General features: G+C 66.5%; 21 protein-coding genes and 2 pseudogenes. 11 read left to right on the top strand and 12 right to left on the bottom strand.

What is annotated here, in order from left to right; all coding sequences use genetic code 11:
* Window positions 1-129: 129 nt before the first annotated feature.
* Together C6A86_RS10630 and C6A86_RS10625 are read left to right on the top strand one after the other, a co-directional pair.
* Complete coding sequence (locus tag C6A86_RS10630; protein WP_311101109.1) at window positions 130-753, top strand: superoxide dismutase; 624 nt, start codon at window positions 130-132, stop codon at window positions 751-753.
* Window positions 754-794: 41 nt separating this feature from the next.
* A complete protein-coding gene (locus C6A86_RS10625; RefSeq protein WP_105361529.1) occupies window positions 795-1,613 on the top strand; it encodes a DUF1206 domain-containing protein in 819 nt (272 codons plus the stop codon).
* A gap of 5 nt (window positions 1,614-1,618) precedes the next feature.
* Here the strand turns inward: C6A86_RS10625 and C6A86_RS10620 are convergent, their stop codons facing one another.
* Window positions 1,619-1,975 carry a heme-binding protein gene (locus C6A86_RS10620; RefSeq protein ID WP_105361530.1) on the bottom strand — a complete coding sequence of 119 codons (357 nt, stop codon included), beginning with the start codon at window positions 1,973-1,975 and terminating at the stop codon, window positions 1,619-1,621.
* A gap of 84 nt (window positions 1,976-2,059) precedes the next feature.
* Between C6A86_RS10620 and C6A86_RS10615 the strand changes: the two genes are divergently transcribed.
* The 5 genes and pseudogenes from C6A86_RS10615 to C6A86_RS29170 all read left to right on the top strand — a co-directional run.
* The gene (locus tag C6A86_RS10615) at window positions 2,060-2,908 is read left to right on the top strand and encodes a hypothetical protein (RefSeq protein ID WP_105361531.1); all 849 of its coding nucleotides are present in this window, start codon (window positions 2,060-2,062) and stop codon (window positions 2,906-2,908) included.
* Window positions 2,909-2,959: 51 nt separating this feature from the next.
* Window positions 2,960-3,976, top strand: a complete 1,017-nt coding sequence (locus C6A86_RS10610; protein WP_105361532.1) for an iron ABC transporter substrate-binding protein — start codon at window positions 2,960-2,962, stop codon at window positions 3,974-3,976.
* Entirely contained in the window at window positions 3,977-5,539 is a 1,563-nt protein-coding gene (locus C6A86_RS10605) for an iron ABC transporter permease (protein ID WP_311101108.1), read from the top strand.
* A complete protein-coding gene (locus tag C6A86_RS10600) occupies window positions 5,536-6,594 on the top strand; it encodes an ABC transporter ATP-binding protein (protein ID WP_105362711.1) in 1,059 nt (352 codons plus the stop codon). The genes C6A86_RS10605 and C6A86_RS10600 overlap by 4 nt, the downstream gene beginning before the upstream one ends.
* A 287-nt stretch (window positions 6,595-6,881) precedes the next feature.
* Window positions 6,882-8,930 (top strand): annotated as a pseudogene (locus C6A86_RS29170) (AMP-binding protein); the annotation flags it as partial.
* An 86-nt stretch (window positions 8,931-9,016) separates the two neighbouring features.
* Here C6A86_RS29170 and C6A86_RS10590 read toward each other — a convergent pair.
* From C6A86_RS10590 to C6A86_RS10580, 3 genes are read right to left on the bottom strand one after another with little or no spacing between them, the layout of a single operon-like run.
* A complete protein-coding gene (locus tag C6A86_RS10590) occupies window positions 9,017-9,814 on the bottom strand; it encodes an acyl-CoA thioesterase II (RefSeq protein WP_105362710.1) in 798 nt (265 codons plus the stop codon).
* Window positions 9,811-10,998: a CoA transferase gene (locus C6A86_RS10585; protein WP_199196134.1), complete on the bottom strand. Its 1,188-nt coding sequence runs from the start codon at window positions 10,996-10,998 to the stop codon at window positions 9,811-9,813. The genes C6A86_RS10590 and C6A86_RS10585 overlap by 4 nt, the downstream gene beginning before the upstream one ends.
* A gap of 21 nt (window positions 10,999-11,019) precedes the next feature.
* Window positions 11,020-11,697 carry a hypothetical protein gene (locus C6A86_RS10580; RefSeq protein ID WP_105362708.1) on the bottom strand — a complete coding sequence of 226 codons (678 nt, stop codon included), beginning with the start codon at window positions 11,695-11,697 and terminating at the stop codon, window positions 11,020-11,022.
* Between the two features lie 48 nt (window positions 11,698-11,745).
* On the opposite strand from C6A86_RS10580, the gene C6A86_RS10575 reads away from it, so the two are divergent.
* Window positions 11,746-12,441 (top strand): dienelactone hydrolase family protein, encoded by a 696-nt coding sequence (locus tag C6A86_RS10575; RefSeq protein WP_105362707.1) that lies wholly within the window; start codon window positions 11,746-11,748, stop codon window positions 12,439-12,441.
* Window positions 12,442-12,452: 11 nt separating this feature from the next.
* On the opposite strand, the gene C6A86_RS10570 is transcribed toward C6A86_RS10575, so the two are convergent.
* The 6 genes from C6A86_RS10570 to C6A86_RS10545 all read right to left on the bottom strand — a co-directional run bounded on the left by C6A86_RS10570 (window position 12,453) and on the right by C6A86_RS10545 (window position 17,999).
* The gene (locus C6A86_RS10570; RefSeq protein WP_105362706.1) at window positions 12,453-13,901 is read right to left on the bottom strand and encodes a CotH kinase family protein; all 1,449 of its coding nucleotides are present in this window, start codon (window positions 13,899-13,901) and stop codon (window positions 12,453-12,455) included.
* On the bottom strand, window positions 13,901-14,578 hold the full coding sequence (locus tag C6A86_RS10565) for a DUF4956 domain-containing protein (RefSeq protein ID WP_105362705.1): 678 nt from the start codon (window positions 14,576-14,578) through the stop codon (window positions 13,901-13,903). Before C6A86_RS10565 ends, C6A86_RS10570 begins: the two co-directional genes overlap by 1 nt.
* A gap of 46 nt (window positions 14,579-14,624) precedes the next feature.
* Window positions 14,625-15,443: a polyphosphate polymerase domain-containing protein gene (locus C6A86_RS10560; protein ID WP_233212953.1), complete on the bottom strand. Its 819-nt coding sequence runs from the start codon at window positions 15,441-15,443 to the stop codon at window positions 14,625-14,627.
* Between the two features lie 157 nt (window positions 15,444-15,600).
* The gene (locus tag C6A86_RS10555; protein WP_142406941.1) at window positions 15,601-15,807 is read right to left on the bottom strand and encodes a hypothetical protein; all 207 of its coding nucleotides are present in this window, start codon (window positions 15,805-15,807) and stop codon (window positions 15,601-15,603) included.
* Window positions 15,808-15,827: 20 nt separating this feature from the next.
* Window positions 15,828-16,436: an MspA family porin gene (locus tag C6A86_RS10550; protein WP_233212952.1), complete on the bottom strand. Its 609-nt coding sequence runs from the start codon at window positions 16,434-16,436 to the stop codon at window positions 15,828-15,830.
* A 570-nt stretch (window positions 16,437-17,006) separates the two neighbouring features.
* Window positions 17,007-17,999: a hypothetical protein gene (locus C6A86_RS10545; RefSeq protein ID WP_142406940.1), complete on the bottom strand. Its 993-nt coding sequence runs from the start codon at window positions 17,997-17,999 to the stop codon at window positions 17,007-17,009.
* A 364-nt stretch (window positions 18,000-18,363) separates the two neighbouring features.
* On the opposite strand from C6A86_RS10545, the pseudogene C6A86_RS10540 reads away from it, so the two are divergent.
* A pseudogene (locus tag C6A86_RS10540) lies at window positions 18,364-18,867 on the top strand (ArsR/SmtB family transcription factor); the annotation flags it as partial.
* A 317-nt stretch (window positions 18,868-19,184) separates the two neighbouring features.
* On the opposite strand, the gene C6A86_RS10535 reads toward C6A86_RS10540, so the two are convergent.
* Together C6A86_RS10535 and C6A86_RS10530 are read right to left on the bottom strand one after the other, a co-directional pair.
* A complete protein-coding gene (locus C6A86_RS10535) occupies window positions 19,185-20,849 on the bottom strand; it encodes a cell wall metabolism sensor histidine kinase WalK (protein ID WP_233212951.1) in 1,665 nt (554 codons plus the stop codon).
* 28 nt (window positions 20,850-20,877) lie between these two features.
* Window positions 20,878-21,579: a response regulator transcription factor gene (locus tag C6A86_RS10530; protein WP_311101220.1), complete on the bottom strand. Its 702-nt coding sequence runs from the start codon at window positions 21,577-21,579 to the stop codon at window positions 20,878-20,880.
* Window positions 21,580-22,238: 659 nt separating this feature from the next.
* Between C6A86_RS10530 and C6A86_RS10525 the strand changes: the two genes are divergently transcribed.
* Both C6A86_RS10525 and C6A86_RS10520 read left to right on the top strand, forming a co-directional pair.
* A complete protein-coding gene (locus C6A86_RS10525; RefSeq protein ID WP_105363818.1) occupies window positions 22,239-23,492 on the top strand; it encodes a bifunctional glycosyltransferase family 2/GtrA family protein in 1,254 nt (417 codons plus the stop codon).
* A complete protein-coding gene (locus C6A86_RS10520; RefSeq protein ID WP_105363817.1) occupies window positions 23,492-25,447 on the top strand; it encodes a glycosyltransferase family 39 protein in 1,956 nt (651 codons plus the stop codon). The genes C6A86_RS10525 and C6A86_RS10520 overlap by 1 nt, the downstream gene beginning before the upstream one ends.
* Window positions 25,448-25,451: the final 4 nt, after the last annotated feature.

Raw genomic sequence — 25,451 nt, 5'->3', positions numbered from 1 at the left:
CGAAAGGGACTCTCCGACCAACGGTATAGCGGCACGTTCTGTCGGGCGGTTTCGGCATATCGCACGCCTTGACCTCAATGCCCGTTGAGGTTCTAGGTTGGCGGAGACAACGACGACGAGAGGAATCCCGTGGCTGAATACACACTGCCAGAACTCGATTACGACTATGGCGCGCTGGAGCCCCACATTTCCGGGCAGATCAACGAGATCCACCACAGCAAGCACCACGCCACCTACGTCAAGGGCCTCAACGACGCCCTGGCCAAGCTCGAAGAGGCCCGCGCCGGCGACGACCAGTCGGCGATCTTCCTCAACGAGAAGAACCTCGCCTTCCACCTCGGCGGACACGTCAACCACAGCATCTGGTGGAAGAACCTGTCCCCCAACGGCGGCGACAAGCCCGAAGGCGAACTGGCCGCCGCCATCGACGACCAATTCGGATCCTTCGACAAGTTCCGCGCCCAGTTCACCGCCGCGGCCAACGGCCTGCAGGGATCGGGCTGGGCCGTGCTGGGCTACGACAGCCTGGGCCAGCGCCTGCTGACCTTCCAGCTCTACGACCAGCAGGCCAACGTGCCCCTGGGCATCATCCCGCTGCTGCAGGTCGACATGTGGGAGCACGCCTTCTACCTGCAGTACAAAAACGTCAAGGCCGACTACGTCAAGGCCTTCTGGAACGTCGTCAACTGGGCCGACGTCGCCGACCGCTACGCCAAGGCCACCGCGAACACCGGCGGACTCATCTTCGGCTGAGCTGGGTTTCGCACGCGTCAAAAACGGGGACACCGCGGTCCATGAGCAAAAGTGGCAGCACGGTCCACGGTGCGGTGGACAAGGCGACCGACAACGACGGCTTCCAGTACGCCGCGCGTGCCGGCTACGCAGCGAGTGGCGTCCTGCACCTGCTGCTGGGCTACATCATCCTGCGGCTGGCCCTGGGTACGGGCGGCAACGCCGACCAGTCCGGCGCGCTGGCGGCCCTGGGCGCACAGACCGGCGGCCAGGTGATGTTGTGGATGGCGACGATCGGGCTGTTCGCGCTCGGGCTGTGGCATCTGGCCGAGGCGGTCGTGGGCTCCAAGCCCAGCGAGCGCTCCGGCGACGACGATTCACCGGCGTGGAAGCGTGCCAAGTCGGTCGGTCTGGCGATCGCCAACTTCGCGATCGCGTTGTCCGCCATACGGTTCGCGACGGGCTCCGGTCAGTCCAGCGGCCAGCAGAACTCGGGCCTGTCCGGCCAGCTCATGCAGTCCGGCTGGGGTAAGGCACTGCTGATCGCCGTCGGTCTCGGGGTCTTGGCCGTCGGCGGCTACCACGTCTACAAGGGCGTGACCAAGAAGTTCTTCAAGGATCTGCGGGTATCCGGCGGCACCGGTATCACCGCTGTCGGTGTCGCCGGATTCGTCGCCAAGGGCCTGGTGCTCGCCGGCGCCGGCATCCTGGTCATATTCGCCACGCTGCAGGCCGATCCGGCCAAGGCCTCCGGTCTGGACGCCGCGGTCAAGACGCTGGGCCAGGCTCCGTTCGGCAAGTTCCTGCTCATCCTCGCCGCCCTCGGCATCGCGGCATTCGGCACGTACAGCTTCGTGCGCAGCCGCTACGGCCGGCTCTGACCCGGTCAGCTCAGGGCGTCGATGAGCGCCGCCAGCTGCCCGGGTGACACCGCCACCCCGCATTGGCGCCGCAGGTCGATCAGCGGGCGCGCGATGTTCTGCAGATCGAGGAACTCGCCGGGGTGGGTGAGGAAGTAACCGCGCACCGAGTTCTCGGCATCGGCGGTGGACTGACTACCGGCCGCCGTGAGCACATCGTTCGCGCCGGGATGCGTGTCCAGGTAACCGCCCGCCTGCCCCAGCACCCCACTGGCGACGGTGGCGAGGTTGCTCGCCGAACAGGGTGGTGCCGCCCCGGCAGTCGGGGCAGCGATCACGGACGCGGCGAGTCCACCGAGGACGAGCGTGGCAAACGGTTTCATGCGTCGATCCTGCGGCACCTCCCGCCGCCCTGCACGATCTTGTCGCGAACTGGACATGTCGGTGCACCCGGTTACCGTCGCGCCATGTCGTTTCCCACCCTCGCCCGCCAGGTCGGCATCCCGGCTCCGAACGGGACTTTTGACGCCGAGAGAGCCGTCGCCGCGGCCATCGATTTCTGCACCGCCCACGACGTCGCCCGGCACACCAGATACTCGGTGGTGCCGCGGCTGGATCAGGCGTTGCGCATCGCCGCGCTGACCGGCCCGGACCGGCGCTGGCGACGGATGGCCCGCTGGTCGGGAAACAACGATATCGAGGGGCTGCCCGAGACGGTGCAGCTCACCGATGAGCGTGACAACCTCTACAACCGGTTCGTGGCCGCCCTGCCCGAAGCGGACTGGCTGCCGCCGAACACGGTGACCTCGGTGAGCCGCTGGGCACGGTTCTCCCCCGCCATGCGCGAAGCCCAGAAATTGGGCCTGGGCTGGATCCTGCCTGTTCAGCGGGAGGTTCTGCTGGTCCCGATGCCCACGACCCGCTACGCCGACACCAGCGCCCGCGTGCTGCACTGCGACACCGGCCGGCCGGCCATCGAGTGGTCCGACGGCTCGGGACCGTTCTATCTGCACGGCACCGAGTTCGACGAAGGCCTGTACCGGGCGGCGCTCGGCGGTGGGCTCTCCCTGCATGCCATGTCCGCCATCCGCAACGCCGATCAGCGCTCAATCGCCATGCGCTACTTGACCTTCGACGCGGCCGAGACCGACGGAGCCCGGATGCTCGACAACAATGTGTACCGGCTGACACTGCCACCGCGGCTGGCCGGCAACCATGGCGCGTTCGCCTACTTCACCCGTGTGGGCGAAAGCCAATCCATCCAGTGGGTGGATCCGCGGGGCAAGATACGGGAGGGTTCGATGCGCACCCTGTGAATATCGCGGGTAGGCCACCCTATCCTTATCGGGGGATGAAAGGATTCCTCCATGAAACTCCGGTGGAGCCGCGTTGCCGCGGCGTTGTCCGTCATCGCCGTCGTCGCCTCGGCGACGGCGTGCTCGTCCGACGACGGGGGCGACGAACTGCTGATCTACAACGCGCAGCACGAATCGTTGACCAAGGAGTGGATCGACGCGTTCACCGCGGAGACCGGCATCAAGGTCACCTACCGGCAGGGCGGCGACACCGAACTGGGTAACCAGCTGATCGCCGAGGGCGACGCCTCACCGGCCGATGTGTTCCTCACCGAGAACTCGCCGGCGATGGCCGCCGTCGAGGACGCCGGGCTGTTCGCCGATGTGGACGCCGCCACTGTCGAGCAGGTGCCCGCCGAGTACCGCCCGTCGACCAACAAGTGGACCGGCGTCGCCGCGCGCACCACGGTGTTCGTCTACAACACCGAGAAACTGCAGCTCGGCGAGCTGCCGCGGTCGATCATGGACCTGCAGCAGCCCGAATGGAAGGGCCGCTGGGGCGCGCCACCGCCCAAGGCCGACTTTCAGGCCATCGTGGCGGCGATGCTGCAGCTGACCGGCGAAGAGGCCACCTCGGCGTGGCTGGCCGGGATGAAGACCAACGCGACCCTGCTGCAGGACAACATCGCCACCCTGCGTGCGGTGAACGACGGTGAAATCGACGGCGGGATCATCTACCACTACTACTGGTATCGGGATCAGGCCAAGACCAAGGAGATCAGCGCCAATACCGCGCTGCACTACTTCCGCAACGAGGACCCGGGCGCGTTCATCAGCATCTCCGGCGGTGGCGTACTGGAGTCCAGCAAGAAGAAGGATCAGGCACAACAGTTCCTGAAGTTCGTCACCGGCAAGTCCGGACAGGAAGTCCTGGAGAAGGGCACCTCGTTCGAGTATCCGGTGGCCAGCGGCGTGCCCGCCAACCCCGCGCTGCCCGCTCTGGACACCCTGCAGGCACCGAAGGTCGACCCGTCCACCCTGGACGCGGCCAAGGTGACCGACCTGATGACCAAAGCCGGCCTGCTCTAGGTGGTCTCCACCCAGCCCGACCGCACAACCGCCGGACCGCGACCACCCGCCCGGCCGGGCCCCCTGCTGACCGGGGGCATCGGCCTGCTGGTCGCGGTGACCTTCGTGCCGTTGGGCTACGTCGGCTGGGCGGTGATCAGCACCGGTCCCACCCGCATCTACGAACTGGTGGTGCGGCCCAGGGTGGCCGAGCTGCTGTTCAACACCGTCGGCCTGGTGGTGGTCACCGTGCCGCTGTGCGTGGTCCTCGGCGTCGGGGCGGCCTGGCTGGTCGAGCGCACCGACGTATTCGGCGCCGCGGTGTGGCGCCCGCTGCTGGTGGCCCCGCTGGCGGTGCCCGCCTTCATCAACAGTTACGCCTGGGTCAGTGTGTGGCCGACGCTGCACGGGTTCGGCGCGGGCGTGCTCGTCGCCACCCTGTCGTACTTTCCGTTCGTGTTCCTGCCCGCCGCGGCCACGCTGCGCCGGCTCGACCCCGCCATCGAGGAGTCCGCGCGGGCCCTGGGTTCGGGCACGACCGGCACCCTCTTCCGGGTGGTGCTGCCGCAGTTGCGGCTGGCTGTTCTCGGCGGCGGACTGCTGATCGCGGTGCACCTGCTCGCCGAGTACGGCGCGTTCGCCATGCTGCGTTTCTCGACGTTCACCACCGCCATCTTCGAGCAGTTCCAGGCGACGTTCGACGGTGCCGCCGGCGCCACCCTGGCCGGGGTACTGGTGCTGCTGTGCCTGATGCTGTTGCTGGGTGAGGCGCTGCTGCGCGGCAACGCCCGATTTGCCAGGATCGGATCCGGCGCGCCACGCGCGGCGACACCGATTCGGTTGCGCGCGGCGAACATACCGGCCACGGCCGGCCTGGCCGCGCTCACCGTGCTGGCGCTGGGCGTGCCGGTCTGGACACTGCTGCGCTGGCTCTGGATCGGCGGCACCCAGGTCTGGGAGATCGCCGATCTGAGCGAGGCGCTGGGCCAGACCGCGGTGCTGGCCGCGGTGGCTGCCGCGCTCACCACGGTGGCGGCGTTCCCCTTCGCGTGGCTCGCGGTCCGCTACAGCGGCGCGTTCGCCAGGACGGTCGAGGGCGCCAACTTCGTCACCAGTTCCATGCCCGGCATCGTCACCGCGCTCGCGCTGGTGACCGTGGCCATCCGGTTCGCTCCCCCGCTGTATCAGACCGCGGCACTGGTGCTGTGTGCCTACGTGCTGATGTTTCTGCCCCGCTCCCTGGTGAGCCTGCGCTCGGGTCTGGCTCAGGTGCCGCCCGGACTGGAGGAGGCGTCACGTTCGCTGGGGGTGTCACCGGCGCTCAGCTTCGTGCGGATCACCTTGCGGCTCACCGCACCCGCGGCCGGTGCGGGTGCGGCGCTGGTGTTCGTCGCCGTGGCCACCGAACTGACCGCCACCCTGCTGCTCGCGCCGACCGGCACCAGGACGCTGGCGATGCGGTTCTGGTCGCTGTCGAGCGAACTCGACTATGCGGCCGCGGCGCCGTACGCGCTGGTGCTGGTCTCGTTGTCGATCCCGGTGACCGTGGCCCTGTTCCGGCAAGCGACGAGGGGGACGTCATGAGCGAGCACACCCTGGCCGTCGCGGGCCTGACCAAGACGTTCACCGATCACCCGGTGCTCGACGGCGTAAACCTGACCCTCAACCCGGGCAGTATCACCGCCGTGGTCGGCGCGTCAGGCTGCGGCAAAACCACCCTGCTGCGACTGGTCGCGGGATTTGAGGCGCCCGACGCCGGCACCATCGACATCGGCGGGCGACGCGTCGCCTCCGCGTCGAGCAGCCTTGCCCCGCACCGCCGCTCCGTCGGCTACGTCGCACAGGACGGCGCCCTGTTCCCGCACCTGAGCGTCGGCGCCAACATCGCCTACGGGCTACCCGGCCGCGCCCACAGCGCAGCGGTTGCGGCCCGTGTCACCGAACTCCTCGACACCGTCTCGCTGCCACCCTCTTTCGCGACACGACGTCCCCATGAACTGTCCGGCGGCCAGCAGCAGCGCGTCGCACTGGCCCGCGCGATGGCGCGGCAACCGGCCCTGATGCTGCTCGATGAACCGTTCTCCGCCCTCGACACAGGACTGCGTGCCGCCACCCGCAAGGCGGTCACGAAGGTGCTCAACGAGGCCGGCGTGACCACCCTGCTGGTGACCCACGACCAGGGCGAGGCGCTGTCGATTGCCGATCAGGTCGCCGTCATGCGCGAGGGGCGGTTCACCGCTGTCGGTACCCCTCAACAGGTCTACCGCAGACCCGCCGACCGATTCACCGCCGAGTTCCTCGGCGATTGCGTGTTCCTGCCCGCCACCGTGCGTGCCGGGTCCGCCGAATGCGTGCTGGGCCGGATCCCGTTGGTCACACCGGCGCCCGACGGTCCCGCCACGTTGATGTTGCGGCCCGAGCAGCTGGTCGCCGTCGAGATCACCGATGCCGCAGCGGCGCCGGGGCCCGGGATCGGCGTCGTGGTGTCCACCGAGTTCCTCGGTCACGACGTGCTGCTCACCATCGATGCCGGTGGCGACACCCCGCCGATCACCGTGCGTCAGCACAGCATCGCACCACCGGAGGAATCCGCGAAGGTTCGCATCGAGATACTCGGTGGCGGTCTGGTGTTGCCGTGAAGCACGTCGTCGCGCACCTGCGGGCCCACGGTGAACGGCCCGCGGTGCACACCGCCGACCAGACGCTGAGCTACCGACAGCTCGCCGACCGGGTCGACTGCGCCACAGCCGAGTTCGCCGGCGACCGGAAACTGATCCTGCTCGAAACGCACAACGATATCGCCACGCTGGTGCATTATCTCGGCGCCATCGCCGGCGGACATGTGGTGCTGCCGGTGCCGCCCGGCAGTGATCACGCAGATCTGCTGGCAACCTATCGTCCCGATATCGTCATCGACGCCGACGGGATGCGCCGCCGCGGCGCGCAGCACCACGACCTGCACCCTGACCTGGCACTGCTGTTGTCCACCTCCGGAAGCACCGGCTCACCGAAACTCGTCCGACTGTCGGCGGCCAATCTGCTGGCCAACGCCGAGTCCATCGCCGAATACCTCGACCTCAGCGTTACCGACTGTGCCGCAACGACATTACCGATGTCCTACTGCTACGGGCTGTCGGTCATCCACAGTCATCTGCTGCGCGGGGCGGCGTTGATCCTCACCGATCTCTCGGTCATCGACGACGCCTTCTGGGAGCTGTTCCGCCGCCATCAGGGCACCTCGTTCGCGGGCGTGCCCTACACCTTCGATCTGCTGGACCGGATCGGCTTCGACACGATGAGCCTGCCGCACCTGCGCTACATCACCCAGGCCGGCGGACGCCTGGAACCCGCCCGGGTACGTCAGTTCGCCGCACTCGGACAACGCCGCGGCTGGCAGCTGTTCGTCATGTACGGAGCCACCGAGGCGACCGCCCGAATGGCCTACCTGCCACCAGAACTCGCCGGCACCCGGGCCGAGGCGATCGGCCGGGCCATCCCTGGCGGACGACTGTGGATCGACGGTGGGGCGAGCGAAGCGACGGGGAATCAGTACAGTCCCGACGGCGAGATCGGCGAACTCGTCTACCAGGGCCCCAATGTGATGATGGGCTACGCCCGCGACGCCGCCGACCTCTCGGCAGCTGCCGGCACCGACGAACTGCGCACCGGCGATCTGGCCCGACGCGGAGACGACGGACTCTTCGAAGTCGTGGGCCGCGCCAGCCGGTTCGCCAAGCTGTTCGGACTGCGCATCGATCTGCAGCGGGTGGAGTCGGCCCTGCGCGAACGTGGTATCGCCGCGCTGTGCACCGACGACGACGACACTCTCGTCACCGCCACCACCCACGACGCGCAGACGGTGCGCGGGGCCGTCACCGAGATCACCGGGCTGCCCGCCGGATCGGTACGGGCCGTCACCGTCGACGAGCTGCCGATGCTGTCCTCGGGCAAACCCGACTATCCCGCGGTACGAGCGCTGCGCCCCGAGCCGGCCGCCGCGACCGCACTGCGCGGCGTGTTCGCCGACGTGCTGCACCTCGACCCCGCCCACATCGACCCCGGCGCCAGCTTCGTGGATCTGGGCGGCAATTCGCTGAGCTACGTGACGATGTCGGTGCGCATCGAGCGGGTACTGCACGAGCTTCCGCCCGATTGGCATCGGCTGCCGCTACGCGACCTGGAGCAGCTCACCACCCGCAAGCGCCGCTGGACCTCCACATTGGAAACCAGCGTGGCGCTGCGGGCCCTCGCGATCGTGCTCATCGTCGGATCCCATGCCGAACTGTTCGAGATGTGGGGCGGCGCGCACATCCTGCTCGGTGTCGCCGGCTATAACTTCGGCCGGTTCTGCCTGACCTCCGTGCCGCGCCGGGACCGGATCCGGCACCTGCGCAGCACGATCGCCTGGATCGGCCTTCCCGCGATCGCCTGGGTGGCGATCACCATGACCTTCAGCGATGACTATCAGTGGTCGAATCTGTTGCTGGCCAACAAGATTTTCGGCCCTTTCGACAGCATGACGGCGGGCCGGCTGTGGTTCATCGAAGTGCTGGTGTGGATCCTGGTGCTGTTGACCCTGCTGCTGTGGGTGCCCGCCGCGGACCGGCTGGAGCGCCGCCGGCCGTTCGCGTTCGCGCTGGTGTTTCTGGCCGCCGGAGTCGCCCTGCGCTACGACGCCCCGGGTCCCGACATGGGCGAAGATGCCTGGTTCAGCATGCTGGCGTTCTGGTTCTTCGCCGTCGGCTGGGCCGTCGCGAAATCATCGAGCACCTGGCAGCGTGCCGCCATCACAGCTCTGCTGGCGGTGGGCTTGTACGGCTATTTCGGTGACCATCTCCGGGAAGCGTTGGTCTTCGCCGGTATTGCGGCGATGATCTGGTTGCCGTCGATCCGCTGCCCGGTGCTGCTGACCGGCGTGGTGGCCGCCCTGGCCGACGCCTCGCTGTATATCTATCTGACCCACTTCCAGGTCTATCCGCTGTTCGGCGAGCATCGGTTGCTCGGTGTGCTGGCCGCGCTGGCATTCGGTGTGGTGCTGGCCCAGGTGATGACGCGGCTGCGTCACCGCTCGGCGATCAGGCCTTCCTGGACCAGGGTGGCGGCGATCACGCCGTCGGCGCGCACGAGCGACGCGGTCATCACGCCGCGCCCGCGGGAGGCCGCCGGCGAGCGGGATTCCAGCAGATTCCACTGATCTGCCCGCAACGGCCGATGGAACCAGATCGACGAGTCGGTGGTGCCGCTGCGATGCGACCGGTCGGCCATCGAGAATCCGTGCGCCTGCAGAATCGGGTCGACGCCGTAGAGGTCGGTGACATACACCGCGATCAGGGTGTGGATCAGCGGGTCGTCGGGCAGCCCGACGGTGGCGCGCCACCACAACCGCCGCACGAACTCCCCGTCGGTGTGCTCGTCCTCGACATGGACATCGAGTTCGTCGAGCGGAACTGACGGCGCCGGCCCGGGGGGCCCGGTGTGGTCCAGGGTGTCCGGGTGCGGCGGCATCGACGGCCGGGTCCCGTGTTCGGGGCCAGGCAGCGGCGCGGAGAACGACACCGTCGCGATGTTGAGCAGCCGGTCGTGCTGGCGGGTCTGCACCCGGCGGGTCGCGGCGGTCCGCCCGTCATAGATCCGTTCGACCTGATAGTCCGAATCGTCACCGGCCTCGCCGCCGCGCAGGAACTGCATGTGCAGGTTGGTGGGCCGTTTCCCGGCGTCAACCGTGGCGCACGCCGCGGCCAGGCTCTGCGCGGCGAACAACCCGCCGAAGGACCGCTTGCCCGGTGGTCCGGCCCCGGGGCCGGACCAGCGGTCCTCGCCGTCCGGCACCGGCGTCAGCAGGTCCAGCAGCACGCTCACGCCACGGTCCCCGCTCCGGTCAACCGCTCGATCTCCGCGCCGCTGAGCCCCAGCCGCCCCAGCACGGCCGCGGTGTGGTCGCCCAGCGCCGGCGAGGGGACGGCGGGCGGATAGCTGCCGTCGATGGAGATCGGCAGACCCGGCGCCAGGTACTCCCCGATCCGCGGCTGGTCCAGGGTGGTGAACAGCGGGTTGGCGGTCACCCGTTCATCGGCGGCGACCTCGGCAAAGCTGCGGTAGCGCTCCCAGAGCACCGAGGTCTGCGCCAGCGCGGCGGTGATGTCCTGGGCGCTGCGTTCGGCGAACCACAGGGTGAACAGTCCGGTCAGCGCATCGCGGTGCCGGTATCGCTGCCCCTCGTCGGTGAAGTCGGCGCCGAGCGCCTCTCCCAGTGCGGCAACGGCTTTGGTCGTGCCGGTCAGTTCGGTGAGGTCGCGGAAGTGCCGTCCGGTCAGCGCGACCAGCATGAACACCACGCCGTCGCTGCTGGTGAAGTTCTGGCCGTACTGGCCGTAGAGCGAGTTGCCGATGCGTGGGCGCTCGGTGCAGGAGACCATGACCTCGGTCAGGAAGCTGAGATTGCCTGCGGTGGCCAGTGCGACATTCTCCAGCGGGATGGCGACCTGCTGTCCGGCACCGGTGCTCTCACGGTGGCGTACCGCGGTGACCACCGCCAGCGCTGCGTACAGTCCACACGTCACATCCCAGGCCGGCAGCACGTGGTTGACCGGGGTGGCCAGATTCGGCGGCCCGGTCACCAGTGGGAAACCGACGGCGGCGTTGACGGTGTAGTCCACCCCGGTGGAACCGTCGGCGCGCCCGGAGATCTCGACGTGGATCAGATCCGGCCGCAGCGCCACCAGCGCGTCGTAGGAATGCCAGGCGCGGCCGGCCACATTGGTGATCAGCACGCCGGCGTCGGCGATCAGCCTGCGGATCAGCTCCTGGCCCTCGGGTGCCCGCATGTCGACGGCCACCGACTGCTTGCCCTTGTTGAGTCCGGCCCAGTAGATGCTGTCCCCGTCGTCGGTCACCGGCCAGCGCCGGTAGTCGGCGGCGCCTCCCACGGGGTCGACGCGGATCACCTCCGCGCCCAGTTGTGCCAGGGTCATCCCCGCCAGCGGCACCGCCACGAAGCTGGAGATCTCGATGATCCGTACACCCGCCAGGGGCCCCTGCGCCACACCAGTCACCCGGTCAAGCTATCAACCCTGCGTCAGCACGGCGCCGTCACGGCTCGCGGTCACCAATGCGCCGCGACCACCGTCGATCAGCACACCGCGCAGATATCTCGAACACGATGTCGCGCCGTCGAAGATCTCGCTCTTGACCTCTTCGGCCAGCACCGACCGGCCGTTGTCGGTGAAAAGGTAGCGGTACCGGGTCTCGGTGTGGCCCTGCCCCAGCTCTTCGGACTCGATATCGAGGTCGACATCGGCGGGTTTGGCGACGCCGAGTGCGGTGAGCACCGCGTCGGGCGAGAACTCCGCGAGATCGATCTCCCGGGTGGTCTCCGGGGCCAACCGGACCTCCTCGGTGGCCTCGGCGACATCCAGGAAGCGCACCAGTCGCCAGGCGTCCCCGACTCCCCGCAGCACCACCCGCTCGCGGCCCGGCAGCAGCTCCGCGACCACCAGCTCCTTATCCAGGTACACGGCGACGGCTCCGGTGATCTCGCCCAGCTCAGCTGCCCGACGCCGCAGCGCCGACAGGTCCCAGGGCCGGACCTTGGGGCCCAGGTTGTCCTCGTTGAGCGCGCGCACCGCGGCGGCGACGGCCGCCCGGATCGGTCCCTTGTTGCAGCGCAGCGGAATCTCACCCGCGTCACGCAGGGCCCACAGCGCGGTGATGACCTCGGCTGCCAGGTCGACGGAATCAGACACGACACGTCAGGTTACGGCCTCTCGGCTCGTGCCATTAGATTTGGCGGCATGTCCTCGATCGAGCTCGACACACCTGGCGGCCCCATCGACGCGCTGGTCGACGTACCCGAGGGCCGGGGTCCCTGGCCGGGCGTGGTCGTGGTGCACGACGCCATCGGCTATCAGCCCGACAAGGAGGCGGTGTCAGCGCGTATCGCCGCCGCCGGCTACCTGACCGTCACCCCTAACCTGTATGCCCGGGGCGGCCGCGCCCGCTGCATCACCAAGGTGATGCGGGCCGCGCTGACCAGGCAGGGTCCCGCCATCGAGGACCTGCTGGCCGCCCGCGACTATCTGCGCGACCGGCCGGACAGCACCGGCATCGTCGGCATCGCCGGTTTCTGCATGGGCGGCCAGTTCGCGCTCATTCTGTCCCCCAAGGGTTTCGGTGCGGCCGCGCCGTTCTATGGGACCCCGCTGCCGAAGAACCTGGAGGACACGCTCAGCGGCGCGTGCCCGATTGTGGCGAGCTTCGGAGCCCGAGATCCGATCGGGCGGGGCGCCCCGGCGAAGCTGAACAAGGCCGTGGCGGCCCACGGCATCGCCGCCGACGTGAAGGTCTACCCGAACGCCGGGCACAGCTTCGCCAACCAGCTTCCCGCGCAGGCGCTGTTGCGGGTCACCGGATTCGGTTACAACGAGGCCGTCGCCGAGGATGCGTGGAGCCGGGTCTTCGACTTCTTCGAGACGCATCTGCGAGGCTGACCGCCGCGCCGTCACGAGTCCATCCGAACAGCATCGAGTGTGTCCATCCGCACTGCGATCCACTCGCGAACGGTGTCAACAGCGCTCAACAGTGACTGCTCCTCCAGGCCATCCGTGACGGGCACCGTGGCGGCGATCTCGTCGAGCAACGCGCTCGCCGTGCCGTTCCCGTACATCTGGTCGTAGAGATCCCAATAGACCTCACGGTAGGTGGGCGCCCACGCCTCTGATTCGAGGAATCGGGTCTTGAGCTGGTTACCGAAGTTCGGCGCCTGGCCGCCCGGCGCCATGCCCTCGACACCCGGGGCCGGCCCGATCTGAACGTCTTCGCCCGGCAGAGTTTTGGCGTCGCCATTCATGGCGAGGTTGAGATCCCACGATATGACCGAGATCTTCTTCGCGGACAGGTCATACCAGAGATAGTAGTTTTGGCCGGGCCCACCCATATCGTCGCCGTTGCCGAGCAGATTCTGGGTGGCCAGGTAGCGAGCGAACGAGTCGGTGTCCACCCACTCCGAGACGTGCGCATCGAAGTCGGTCTGGTCGGCGTCCTGCAGCCATGCCAGGAAATTGATGAGCGGCTGCAGGTTCCCGTCGTCCGCGGCGTTGATCTGCTTGAACTGTTCGGCGTAGAGCGACTGGTCGGGTCCGCGGTACTCCAACCGCGAGTTCGCGTCCGCCTTGTAGAGGTAGCCATCTGTGTCGAACAGCGAGTTCGCGTACATCTCGTCAGGGTGCTCGGCCAGCAGGCGCGTCGTCGTATGGCCGTTGATCGTGTAGGTGGCGTACGCATAACGCTGGGTGGGCTGACCCGTCACCGCCGTCAGCGACAGGGACAGCGCTTCGTTGATCACGGGCGTCCCCGGTCGCACCGACAGTTCGGTCAGTCCCTGATAGCCACGGCCGTCGGCATTCTCGTCGAAACTGATGAGCAGCGGCAACGACGTGGGGTCTTCCGCCGAAGCGACAGCCATCCCGGCCATTCCTGCGGGCGGACCCGCCTCACCGCCGACGGGGGGCACATCGGGACCACCGGCGCGCCCACCTCCCAGCCCCATCAACGTCGAGTTGCCTTTGAGCCGCACAGCCACATCGCTGATCTGGGTGCCGTCGATGACGATGTCCGCCGTCACCCACTTCTTGTCGCCGTCCTTCTGGTAGGCCGAGATCATCTGTTGATACTCGGCCTCGGTGACATCGACGGTCAGCGTGTGCGGCACGTCACCATCGAACAGATCGATGGTGCCGGCGATGTTGTCGGTGATCTCTGACTGCACGATGGTGATATCGCCGGTGATGTAGGGCCGGATACGGGTGTGCCCCAGTGTTGCGGTCAGCCCGATCGCGACGGCAACCAACAATGCCAACACCTTCCAGTGCTGACGCAACCGAACGGGTATGCGATGGGCGAGGCGTCGCTTCGGTGGTGCACCGCCGGCGAGCAGGTCGACCTCCTGCATCAGATGTCGGTCTGGTCGTACCCGGTCAGTACGGTCACCCGCTGGCCGGTGTTGACGGCTCCGAGCGCCGCGATCAGTTCACTGCCCTTGCGGCCCTTCTTCAACTGGGCCGTGTAATACAACTCGTTGAGTGCACCCGAGCGTGCCGACTCGGTCGACACCAGCTCGAACTCCGAGCAGAACTCGATCAACACGTCTTCCACACGCGCCGTGTACTCGGGCTCCGGCGGCACCTGGACTTTGACAACCTGGCGCTGGACATCGAGTGTGAACCAGTTGAACCGGTACATGATCACCAACACCAGACAGATGACCGCCGTGGCGGCCACGGCCAGCAGATAGAACCGGGTACCGGTGGTCATACCGACCGCCATGGCGAGGAAGATGAAGCCGACATCACGAGTCTCTTTGATGGCGTTGCGGAATCGGATGACCGACAGCGCGCCGACGAGCGCGAAGGCACGTGCGATATTTGACCCGACGACGAGCATGATCACCGAGATGACCATGCACACCATGACCAAGGTCTGCACGTAGGACTGACTGTAGGAGACGTTTTTGTGCGTGTAGCGGTAGACCCATCCGATGATCGAGGCCAGCACGAAGGACAGCATCAGCGAAGCTGCCACGTCGAACACCGTGAAGGTGCCGCTGAGATCTTGTAGGTCGATGGTCATTTGTGGTCATTCCTTTGGTGTCTGTGGAGTGTGCGATGAGGGTGATCTAGGTGGCTGCGCCGGCCACTTCGTGTGCGCTGTAATCGAGTTCGGGCGCCCCGGTCCGCGAGCGGGGCGCCAGGCCGAAGGCCTGCACGGACTGGCAGTACTTGGAGACCCGGACCACCGACATATCGATACTGGCGGCGAGGTCGGTGACCCAATAGGGCACACGCTCGTTGGCCTTGATCTCGACCACGGCCAGCTTGGGCGGGATGATGAACCGGTTGGTCGCACCGGACGCGAAATGCAGATCGCGGTCGCGCCCGTGCACCTTGTGGTCGATCGTCACCCGAAGCCCGAGATCCGCATCACGGCCCACGAAAGCCTCTCTCAGGTACCCGGTCGTGACGATGGGCCGCAGATCCAGATTGCCGATGAGCGTCGTCACCTCGTCGACGAATCCCTTTTGAGATCTGCTGCACAGCAGTGTCTCTCGCCTGTCCAGCCAGTCTTTTGCGTCACCGTAGGGTATTTCGATCCGGCGTTTCTGGGTGACGCGGTTGACCCGCTGTTTGATCTCGACGTGAACCGGCGTCTGGTCGGTGCAGTCTGCCGGCTGCCCGTAAAGACGGAGGCGCAGCTTACGCCGGAACCGTAAGCCCTCGATCTTCTCCCAGTAGAACCGCAGATCCGCGGTGTCGTAGTACAACGATGTCACCGGGTATCCACCCTGGGGCGAGAACGGATCCGAACCCATTCGCGCCGCGAGCCTCGCGCGGAGTTCGGGGACTTTGAATTCGTCAAGAAGGTACTTGATCTCATACCGGTTGAACGAATGCAGGCGACTCGCCGTCTGCTGATAGCCGGTCGGCTCAGTGGGCACGTCCTCGTACGAGGTCTCGGGCCGAGCGGCCTTCTTCGCAAGCCACTCCTTCAGATCCTTCAATGCCGCATTGCCTTTCACTCGACGTTCATGCCCGGTTCATACAGAAGATCACCGATGTCTATGGATCTCGTGTGACAGCGATAACCGATCGATATCAAGGTGCGGGAACAACAACGACCGGTGTGGCGTCGCCGTCATCGCTTTCGGGTACCGCCAGCGGCGGCCAGCCGACCTCCGTGGGCGGCCATGATTCGACGGAACTCTGGCTCGAATCACCATGTCCGTCATCATCATCGTCATCACCCGCCTGCGCGGTCCCCGCAAGGCCGACCATGATCACGAAGGTCGTCAGCAGGGCCACGGCCGACCTCGACATTGCCCTCACAGCGGAAGCACCTGGCCGTAGACGTTGAGCGCGTCATCGGATACCTCGGAGCTGGTCTGAGCCGATGCGAACAGACGAGCGGTGACCAATCCGCCGCACTCGTCGACCTGAACATGGGCATCCTGAACCGAGATGGTGGCGACCGACCCCTTCAGCGACTTGACCCCGAGTCCGACGGTCGCGATGCCGCCGGAGCGCAGTGTCGTGCCGATATCGGGACCGACACCCAGGACCGTGGTGTCATCGAACAAGTCGGTATCGAAGCCGACCCCCAGATCCAGGCCATCGCTGAGATCGATCTGGCAGCCGAGCTGCGCACCCACCACCAGCTGCCCGGAGTCGACCGGCCGAACACCCGCGCCCTCGACGGACAGGGTGAATCTTGCACTGAGATAACCCTCTTTGGTGTAGGGAGCACCGGCCATGTTCGGCACCGCGTCGATTCGGGCCTCGGTCATCGTCAGCGTCACCTGCCAACCGTCCACCGTCGTCGTCGTCCGGGTCACGTCCGGCACGACGACGACTTCAGCCTGCGCCAAGGCGGCGGGGCAACTGAGCATGGCCACGCTCACCGCGGCGGCAACCGCAGCATTCCGGAACGTCAACGTGCTCAACACCTTACTTGGCCATCCGCCTGGGCCGGCCCTCGCAGCCGACCCTCCCGATCCCGGCAAGCTTGCCGCACGATCATGTGCGCCCCCTATGCACAACGTGTGTCCGCGCTTTCCCCTGTGCGACAGGGTCTTCACACACTGCGCACATGTATTGCGAAGCGTCGCAGACGCTATCGGAAGGACAGTTACCGGCAACTCGGATGGGCGAGAGTTCCCGGCGAACCGTCAATCACACCCAAGATGTTCACCTCACAGCCGGCACATAGCAGTTCGATATGAGACCAGTAACCAAAACGGAGTGTTCTGGTCACCATCGCTGTCGATTTCATGACACGGTGGAAGAGTCGGACACACGATCGTCGCGAAACAATCTGATCGAGAAAGGAATTCATGCTCCCGGCGCACCGGGCCCCGGCCCCGGCGCCGGACCGGCGCGCCCCGGTCCCGGCGTACCGGGCCCCAGCCCCTGCCTGCCGTCGGCGCCCTGTCCGCCACCGCGGTAGAAAGCCAATAGGTGTGGCCCGAGACGATGCCGTCTCGGGCCACACGGCTGTGCTCCTATCAAGAATGTTTGCGCGGGCTCACGGTCTGGGCCGGAGAGCACAGCCAGCCGGGCTCGGGCAGTGCCCGGCGCTGGCGCGGCGTCAACGTCTCGGCGACCGCATCGACAAAGGTCCGCGGCGGTATGAACCGCGAGAACACCGAGTACGGTTTGTCGCTGGTGTAGACGAATGTCGCCGAATAGCGATCGCGGTCTGTCGGTGCTTTCAGCCGGTGGATGAGGCGACCCGTGTCTGCGTACACGGCGGTACGGGCGGGTCCGGTCACCTGACGCCAACCGGGTGGGGGTGCGACGGCCGCGATCGCCTCGTCCGCCAGGAACGTGATTCCCGGACGGCAGCGCAGCCGGCGGCGGGCCAACTCGCTCAACGATGGCGATAGGTACTCGAAAGGCCCATTCCCGGAATCCACATCATTCAGGTAGACAATGATCTTCAACATCCTGCGATCCTCGGCGTCGAGGTGCCAGTAGCGAACCTGCTGGCGCGCAGCCGGTGCACTGGCACGCTCCACCTTGACTTCCATCCCCACGTAGCGCACCGGCAGCCGGATATGTCTCTCGGCAATGTCCAGATTGTTCTGATCAAAGCCCCATCGATACAGCGAACCAAGCAGTTTGGGCTGATCGAGCGGCAGGTAGGTGACCGGTTCGGAGATGCCGTTGTCCCTCAACCACCCGACCGCGCGAGCGATGTCGAGGTTCACCGCACCCTCCATGTGCAGTCTGCGACTGGCAACCCCTTCGGTGTCGAGGCGGTGAACCCAGGCTTCATCCTTGGCGGTCAGCGTTGGCAAGGAGGCGCGGTGCCGTGCCGCTCGACTCTCGTAGTTACCCGCACGGAAGTTCCTCAGCACCGGAAGCTCTGAGGCTCGGCGAGCCACGTCGACCATGCGCAGCTGTATTCCGGCGATGGACGTGTCTTGCAGAACCAGTACCCGGCGCTGATCCCAGATCAACTGATAACCCCTCTGTGACGGATGCAGCGAACTCACGGTGGATCACGCAAAAGTGTTGATAGAAAGGTTCATTCGATGATCATAGGACGTGTGCCGGGCGACTTCGCGACACCGCCCTGGATGCCCGGGCGCCTCGATGAGGACGCCACCGCCGGCGACCTCTGCTCGGCTAATTCTACTGGGTTCGCGTGAAATCCGGCTATTGGCAACAGAATCGACAAAAGCACACGCCAGTCGACCAAGGAATGGCCGGGGGCGGATAGCCGCGCCGGCACGAGCAAAAGCAGCGTAGGGCCGCGACAGACGTTGGGCAGACAAAAGACAAAGGCCCTTCATAGAACTCTGCCAGTGTGCACCTAGCTGGCGTGCATATGTTGGCGGCGAGGGAACGGAGAATGTGATGCCTGGTAGCGCCGCGGTGGAGGAGAACTGGTCTTCGTGCGCCGCGCACGAGAATGGAGATTCGCCCGGCGCCGCTGTCACCTTGCGTGTTCTCGGCGACCCGCTGGCGTTTCGCATCATATCGGCGCTCGGCCAGTGCTCCACCGAGGGAATCAACGAACGTGAGTTGGCCGATATCGCAGGACTACCGGCCTCGGAGATCAGCACACAACTGGCCACTCTTCGCGAGGCCGGGCTGGTGGAGTCCCAGCGACGGGGCACCAACGAGTACCACCGGACCCGCTCTGAGCGCTGGCACGCCCTCGCTTCGTTGCTCACAGACGCTACGGTGCCGGCAACGTTCATTCCGACGCGCGCGTCATCGGGACGTAAATCGCGCCGTCGCGGGCGGCCCCGCGGTTCACACAACACAAGAGCTGAAATCGTGCTCGCCGCTAGGTCTCTCGCGCTCAGAGTCGGATTCGACGCCCTCGCCATGGGAGCGGTGGCCGCCGCGGCGGGAGTGAGCCGCGCCGCCATCAACTACCATTTCACCTCCAAGGCTGCGCTTTACCGGGCCGTGCTGGCCGAGACTCACACGGACATCGACCGTGCCGCGTCAGCCACCGCTCATTTTCTGCGCGGCGAGCAGGTCAGCACCCAGTTGCAGGCTTTCATCACCAAACTGGTCAATCCCCATGGCGATTGGTCGGCCGCCGCGGCGCTACCGAGCCTGATACTGGATTGCAGTCGTCACCCCGATCTGGTCGATGACGGTGTCGATATCATCGGGCTCGTACGCGGGTTCCTCACCTCGTCGATGAGTGCAGCGGCCGCCCATCAAGGCCCCGACGAGCAAGACGGCGGACTCGCGGTGTCCGTGGAAGCGACGCTCGCCTTCATCTTGGGGCTGGGCATTTCCGCACAGTTCGGCGGGGGAAACGGCCGTGCACAGCAATTGTTGGTGTCCTGGCTGGCGCTCGTGGATGGAGCAGACACGGCGCGGCCCGCCTGCACGCCCTGAAAGTCGCCTGCCGGGAGTGTCACCGTGACGCGGGTGCCATGTCGGTCGCTGCGGACGTCGATCCCGCCATGATGGGCCTTGATCACCGCCCGCGTGATCGCGAGCCCCAGCCCGGTGCTGCCGGAGTCTCGAGATCGGGAGCCGTCACCGCGAGCGAAGCGTTCGAATACGTGGGGCAGCAGGTCTTCGGGTATTCCGGGGCCGTCGTCGGCGACGGTGAGTGTGACCGATCGGTCGACGTGCGACACCAACGAGGTGACGATCTTCGTCCCGGGTGGAGTGTGGATGCGGGCGTTCGACAGCAGGTTGGCGACGGCCTGGTAGAGACGGGACCGGTCCCCGATCAGGCCTACTGATTCGGGCGGAATATCCAAGGTCCACAGGTGATCCGGTCCTGCGATATGGGCGTCGTGGACGGCATTGATCACCAGGTCGGATACGTCGAGCTCGTCGGTGGCAACGGGTCGACCGGTATCCAGTCGGGCCAGCAACAACATGTCTTCGACGAGTTGGCTCATCCGTCGGGACTCATCGTGAACCCTGCGCAGGGCGTGCACCAAGTCCCCACGATGGTGGAGGTCGCCCTGCTCATCGGCGTCCCCGACGAGGCGCTCTGCGAACTCGGTATAGCCCTTGATCGACGCCAACGGGGTCCGCAACTCATGGCTGGCATCGGCGACAAACTGGCGAATACGCATTTCGCTGGTGTGACGCGCCGTCAGTCCCTCGGCCACCCTGTCCACCATCGTGTTGAAGGCGGTGCCCAGCCGGCCGACCTCGGTGTGGGCGGTCGCAGGATTCACCGGCTCCAGAGGCGTCGGCAGCTGCACCTCGCCCCGGTCCAACCGAAGGCCGGCAATACGTTGCGCGGCAACCGACATCCGCGACAACGGGTCCAACTGACGGCGGATGATCACCATGCCTGCAGCGACGGTGGCAACCAATGCCACCAACGATGATCCACCGATGATCCAGGCTGCGGACGCGAGCGTGGCTTGCACCCCCGACATGGAGAGGCCGGCGATGATGACGACATCGGTGCCCTCGATCGGATACGCGGTCAGGCGGTAATCACCGAGCCCGTCGAGATCGATGCTGACCATCTGCTCGTCCGGCACATCCTTGAGTTGATCAGCCGCAGCGGGAGTCAGTGCCTGCCGGTTTCCGGTTGCCGTGTTCACCGCCGCCGCTGCGATGGTGTTCGCCGATTTGACCGCGCCGACCGTTCCCGATGACTGGCCCGGACCGTCCAGGAAGAGCGGCCCTGGTCCGGAGAAGCGCAGAAACGGCACGCTGCCCATCTGGTAGAACATCACCGAGCGCGACTGCGTTTCGAGCACCTGTGCATCGAGTTGACCGATGAGATAAGTCCTCAGTGCCAGCAGTGTCGCCGCACTCACGGCGATGCACAGGCTGACGCCCAGGACTGCGACCGCAGCGACCAGCCGGATCCGCAACGGCCAGGTGTTCGGCTTGAGCATCCGGACGACCCGGTCGCGCCCACTGGGCCTATCGTGGTTTGAGGACATACCCGACGCCTCGAACGGTATGGATCATCGGTGGCCGAGCCGCATCCACCTTCTTTCGGAGATACGAGATATAGAGCTCCACCACATTCGAACGGCCTTCGAAGTCGTAGTCCCACACATGTTCCAGAATCTGAGACTTGGTGAGCACCCGCCGCGGATTGCGCATCAGGACCCGGAGAACGGAGAACTCCGTGGCGGTGAGGAAGAGCTCCTCCCCCGCGCGGGTGACCTCATGGCTGTCTTCGTCAAGGACGAGATCGCCGACGACGAGGCGGCTGGTTCCGTCGACCACACCACGGCCAGATCGCCGCACCAGGGCACGCAGTCGCAGGATCATCTCCTCGACGCTGAAAGGCTTGGTGACGTAGTCATCTCCCCCCGCGGACAGTCCGGCGATTCGGTCCTCCACGGAGTCTTTTGCGGTCAGCAGGAGCACGGGCAGTTCGGGTCTCATGCGACGAAGTTCCTGCAATACGTCCAGGCCGCTCATATCGGGCAACATCAGGTCCAGTACCACCACGTCCGGGCAGACCGCCGCCGCGCGATGGATCGCCGCCGCACCGTCGGACGCCGTGGCGACCTCCCAGCCCTCATACCGCAGCACCATCGAGACGAGCTCGCTGAGCGCCGGCTCGTCGTCGACGACGAGAACTTCGATCGGGGATCCGTCGGGGTGGGTTATGCGATCGGCGTTCGCCACCGAAAATGATCGATGGGCAGCCGCACCGGTGTTGTGCACCTGTCGATTCTGTGACAGCTCCTTAGCCGGGCCCTGTGCACAGTCTGTGGGCGAGCTTTGTCTGCCGCGCACCCGAACCGGATCCGGTAGTGCGGCGATGCCGAAGCGCGGCGCGCGGACCGTGGCCCACGCGCCGCGCAGTGCTGCTCAGTCAGAACCTCGGGCCCGGCCCGAACGGGAGCGCGCCCGGGCCTGCACCGGGGCCCGGGCCCATCATCGGCGCCGGGGGTGGCGGTGGACCTCCACAAGGAAGCAGCGGCAGACACAGACCCTGCCCCGGTCCCGGCGGCGGAGGCGCGGGGAAAGCGTTCGCCACCCCCGCACCGAACCCGACGGAAGCCAGTGCGATACCCCCGCACACGGCCGCGGACCCTGCCGCCACAAGCACTTTCTTTCGTTGGTTTCCCACGGATCTCCTCCTCTGTACGAGTCACCGGAAGTGACGATCTCGACGCTAGGACGCAGACGTGGGAGCACCGTAGTCGTGCTCTGGGAATCGAATGTGAACCGGTGCGCCACCCTTCCGCGCTCCCGGCGGGCCTCATAGCAAGCACATAGGTTGGTCCCAGAGTCCACCCATGGCCGCGCCCCACGATGTGGTCATGACTCAGAACGTGGTGGACAGGCTCGCGGTGTCGACGCCGGTGACCCGACCCGACGCCGGCGCTCACGCCCGCGACCGTGGGGTGCCGGTGGTCGACGTGGTGGTTCCGGTGTACAACGAGCAGGGCGCACTGGCGGCTTCCATTCGTCGCCTACATCGGTATCTGGCCGAGACGTTGCCGTTCAGCACGCGGATCACGATTGCCGACAACGCCAGCATCGACGACACCCCGCGTATCGCAACCGAACTCGCCGATGAACTGGACGGAGTCCGGGTCATCCGGTTGGAGCAGAAGGGTCGTGGACGTGCCCTGCACACCGTGTGGTCTGCCTCGGATGCGCCGGTGCTGGCGTACATGGATGTCGATCTGTCCACCGACTTGGCCGCCCTGCAGCCGCTGCTGGCCCCGTTGATCTCGGGCCACTCCGACCTGGCCATCGGTACCCGACTGGCCCGCAGTTCACGGGTGGTTCGCGGCGCCAAGCGCGAGGTCATTTCGCGCTGCTACAACCTGATCCTGCGCTCGACGCTTGCCGCCAAATTCTCCGACGCACAATGCGGATTCAAGGCCATCCGCGCGGATGTGGCGGCCACACTGCTGCCGCACGTCGCCGATACCGGATGGTTCTTCGACACCGAGTTGCTGGTCCTGGCCGAACGGTCTGGTCTGCGGATCCACGAAGTTCCGGTGGACTGGGTCGATGACCCCGACAGCCGCGTCGACATCGTCGCCACCGCGACAGCGGATCTCAAGGGAATCGCCCGGATGCTGAAAGGCTTTGCCAATGGCTCGATCCCGGTGCGCGATATCGCGGCCCAACTCGGTTCGGGCCGGCGCACCGCCGCGCCACGCAGCTTGATGCGTCAAGGTGTCCGATTCGCCGCGGTCGGGGTGGCGTCGACGCTGGCGTATCTGACGATCTTCTCCCTGCTGCACGCCACCGCCGGCGCCCAGGCGGCAAACCTGATCGCCCTGCTGGTGACGGCAGTCGGAAACACCGCGGCCAACCGCCGATTCACGTTCGGCGTGCAAGGGCGGGACGGCATGCTGCGCCACCATGCCGAGGGGCTCACCGTCTTCGCCCTTGCGCTGGCGCTGACCAGTGGATCTCTGGCCCTGGCGCACAGCCTGGTCATCGTCACCCCACACTGGCTGGAACTCTCGGTACTGATCATCGCCAACCTCACCGCGACCGCGCTGCGCTTCACGCTGCTGCGAGGCTGGGTGTTCCACCCGAACCGAGGAGCATGATGCCCGCCTCCGCGGACACCACACACGCAGAGATCCCTGCTCATACCGTTGAGCCACCATCAGATCCGCGGTGGGCACGACCCGCGCTGGCCGCTCTGCTCGCGGCCACCGCGGTGTTCTGGTGCATCGGCCTGAGCCGCAACGGGTGGGCCAACGCTTTCTACTCCGCCGCGGTGCAGGCCGGCACCGAGAGTTGGAAAGCGTTCCTCTTCGGATCCTCCGACGCCGCGAACGCGATCACCGTCGACAAACCACCCGCCTCGCTATGGCCGATGCAGATCTCCGCCCGGATCTTCGGCGTCAGCTCCTGGTCGATCCAGCTTCCCCAGGTCCTTCTCGGGGTGGCGTCCGTCGCACTGCTCTACATCATCATCAAGAAGCAGTTCGGTCCCGCGGCAGGACTGATCGCGGGTGCGGCCCTGGCACTCACACCCGTAGCCACCTTGATGTTCCGCTACAACAATCCCGATGCACTGCTGGTCTTTGTGATGATCGTCGCGGCCTGGGCGCTGCTGCGCGCCGTCTCCGACGGTCGCACTCGCTGGTTGGTGCTGTGCGGCGCACTGCTCGGTGTGGGCTTCTTGACCAAACAGCTACAGATCCTGCTCGTCATACCGGGGCTGGCCCTGACCTATCTGATCGCCGGTACGCCACGGCTGCGTATCCGGTTCGCGCAGTTGATCGCGGGGCTGGGCGCGATGGTCGTCACGGCAGGATGGTGGGTGCTGCTCGTCGAACTCTGGCCCGCCGACAGCCGTCCCTATATCGGTGGATCAGAAAACAACAGCTTTCTCGATCTGACCCTCGGCTACAACGGATTGGGCCGCCTCATGGGCGGAGACAGCAACACCCCCGGGGGTGGCGCCGGACCCACACCCGAGATGGACAGTGGTGGTTTCAGCCCGTTCGGGAACCCCGGTATCACCCGGATGTTCACCGGGGAGTCGGGCGCTCAGATCTCCTGGTTGCTGCCGGCCGCCCTCATCGTGCTGGCCGTCGGCCTGATCGTGGCCTGGCGCCGGCCGCGCACCGATGCGCATCGCGCACAGTATCTGGTGTGGGGTGGCTGGCTGATCGGTACCGCAGGTGTGTTCAGCTTCATGTCCGGGCTGTTTCACGACTACTACACCGTTGCGCTGGCACCGGCCGTTGCCGCCCTGGTGGGAATCGGTGCTGTCGATCTGTGGAATCGCCGGGAAAATACCTGGGCTGCAATGACACTCGCGGCAACCGTCGCGGTAACCGGAGCATGGTCCTGGGTACTGCTCACCCGCACGCCTGACTTTGTCGGCTGGCTGCGCTGGGTTGTGCTGGCTGCGGCGATCCTTGCTGCGACAGCTCTGGCGATCACCGCTCTACCGACGCTGCGCCGCCCGCGAATCCAGTCCGTTGCTGCCGGTACCGCACTGGCCGTGGCCCTCGCGGGTCCGCTGTCCTATTCGATACAGACCATCAGCACGTCCCATACCGGCGGTGTGGTGACGGCGGGCCCGCAGGTGCCCGGACAGGGCTTGCCCGGCATGCCCGGCCCCGGCGGCGGGCCGATGGACACCACCAACGAGGTCTCTGCCGAGGTGGCCGCCACGCTGTCGGCCGACAGTGAGCGTTTCACCTGGATCGCCGCGATGCCGGGCTCCACCGAAGCCGGCTATTACCAGCTGGCCACCGGCCTGCCGGTGATGGCGCTCGGCGGGTTCGGGTCCGCGGACCCGGCTCCCACGCTGGAGCAGTTCCAGGATCACGTCGCCGACGGCCGTGTGCACTACTACATCGAATCGACGGGCCTGGGCATGCCCAGGAACACGGGCGACTCCGGCAAGCCGCTCACGCCGCCCGGAGTGAACCGCTCGACGGAAGCCGAACGCATCAAGGAGTGGGTCAAGCAGAGCTTCGCACCGGTGACCGTCGACGGTGTGACGCTGTACGACCTGACCAAACCCGTTGCCGGAAATTAGTTTT

Origin of the sequence: Mycobacterium sp. ITM-2016-00316 (assembly GCF_002968335.2) — a bacterium.
Lineage (GTDB): Bacteria > Actinomycetota > Actinomycetes > Mycobacteriales > Mycobacteriaceae > Mycobacterium.
The sequence above is the reverse complement of the archived record's forward strand: the minus strand, read 5'-3'. Positions and strand labels throughout refer to the sequence as shown.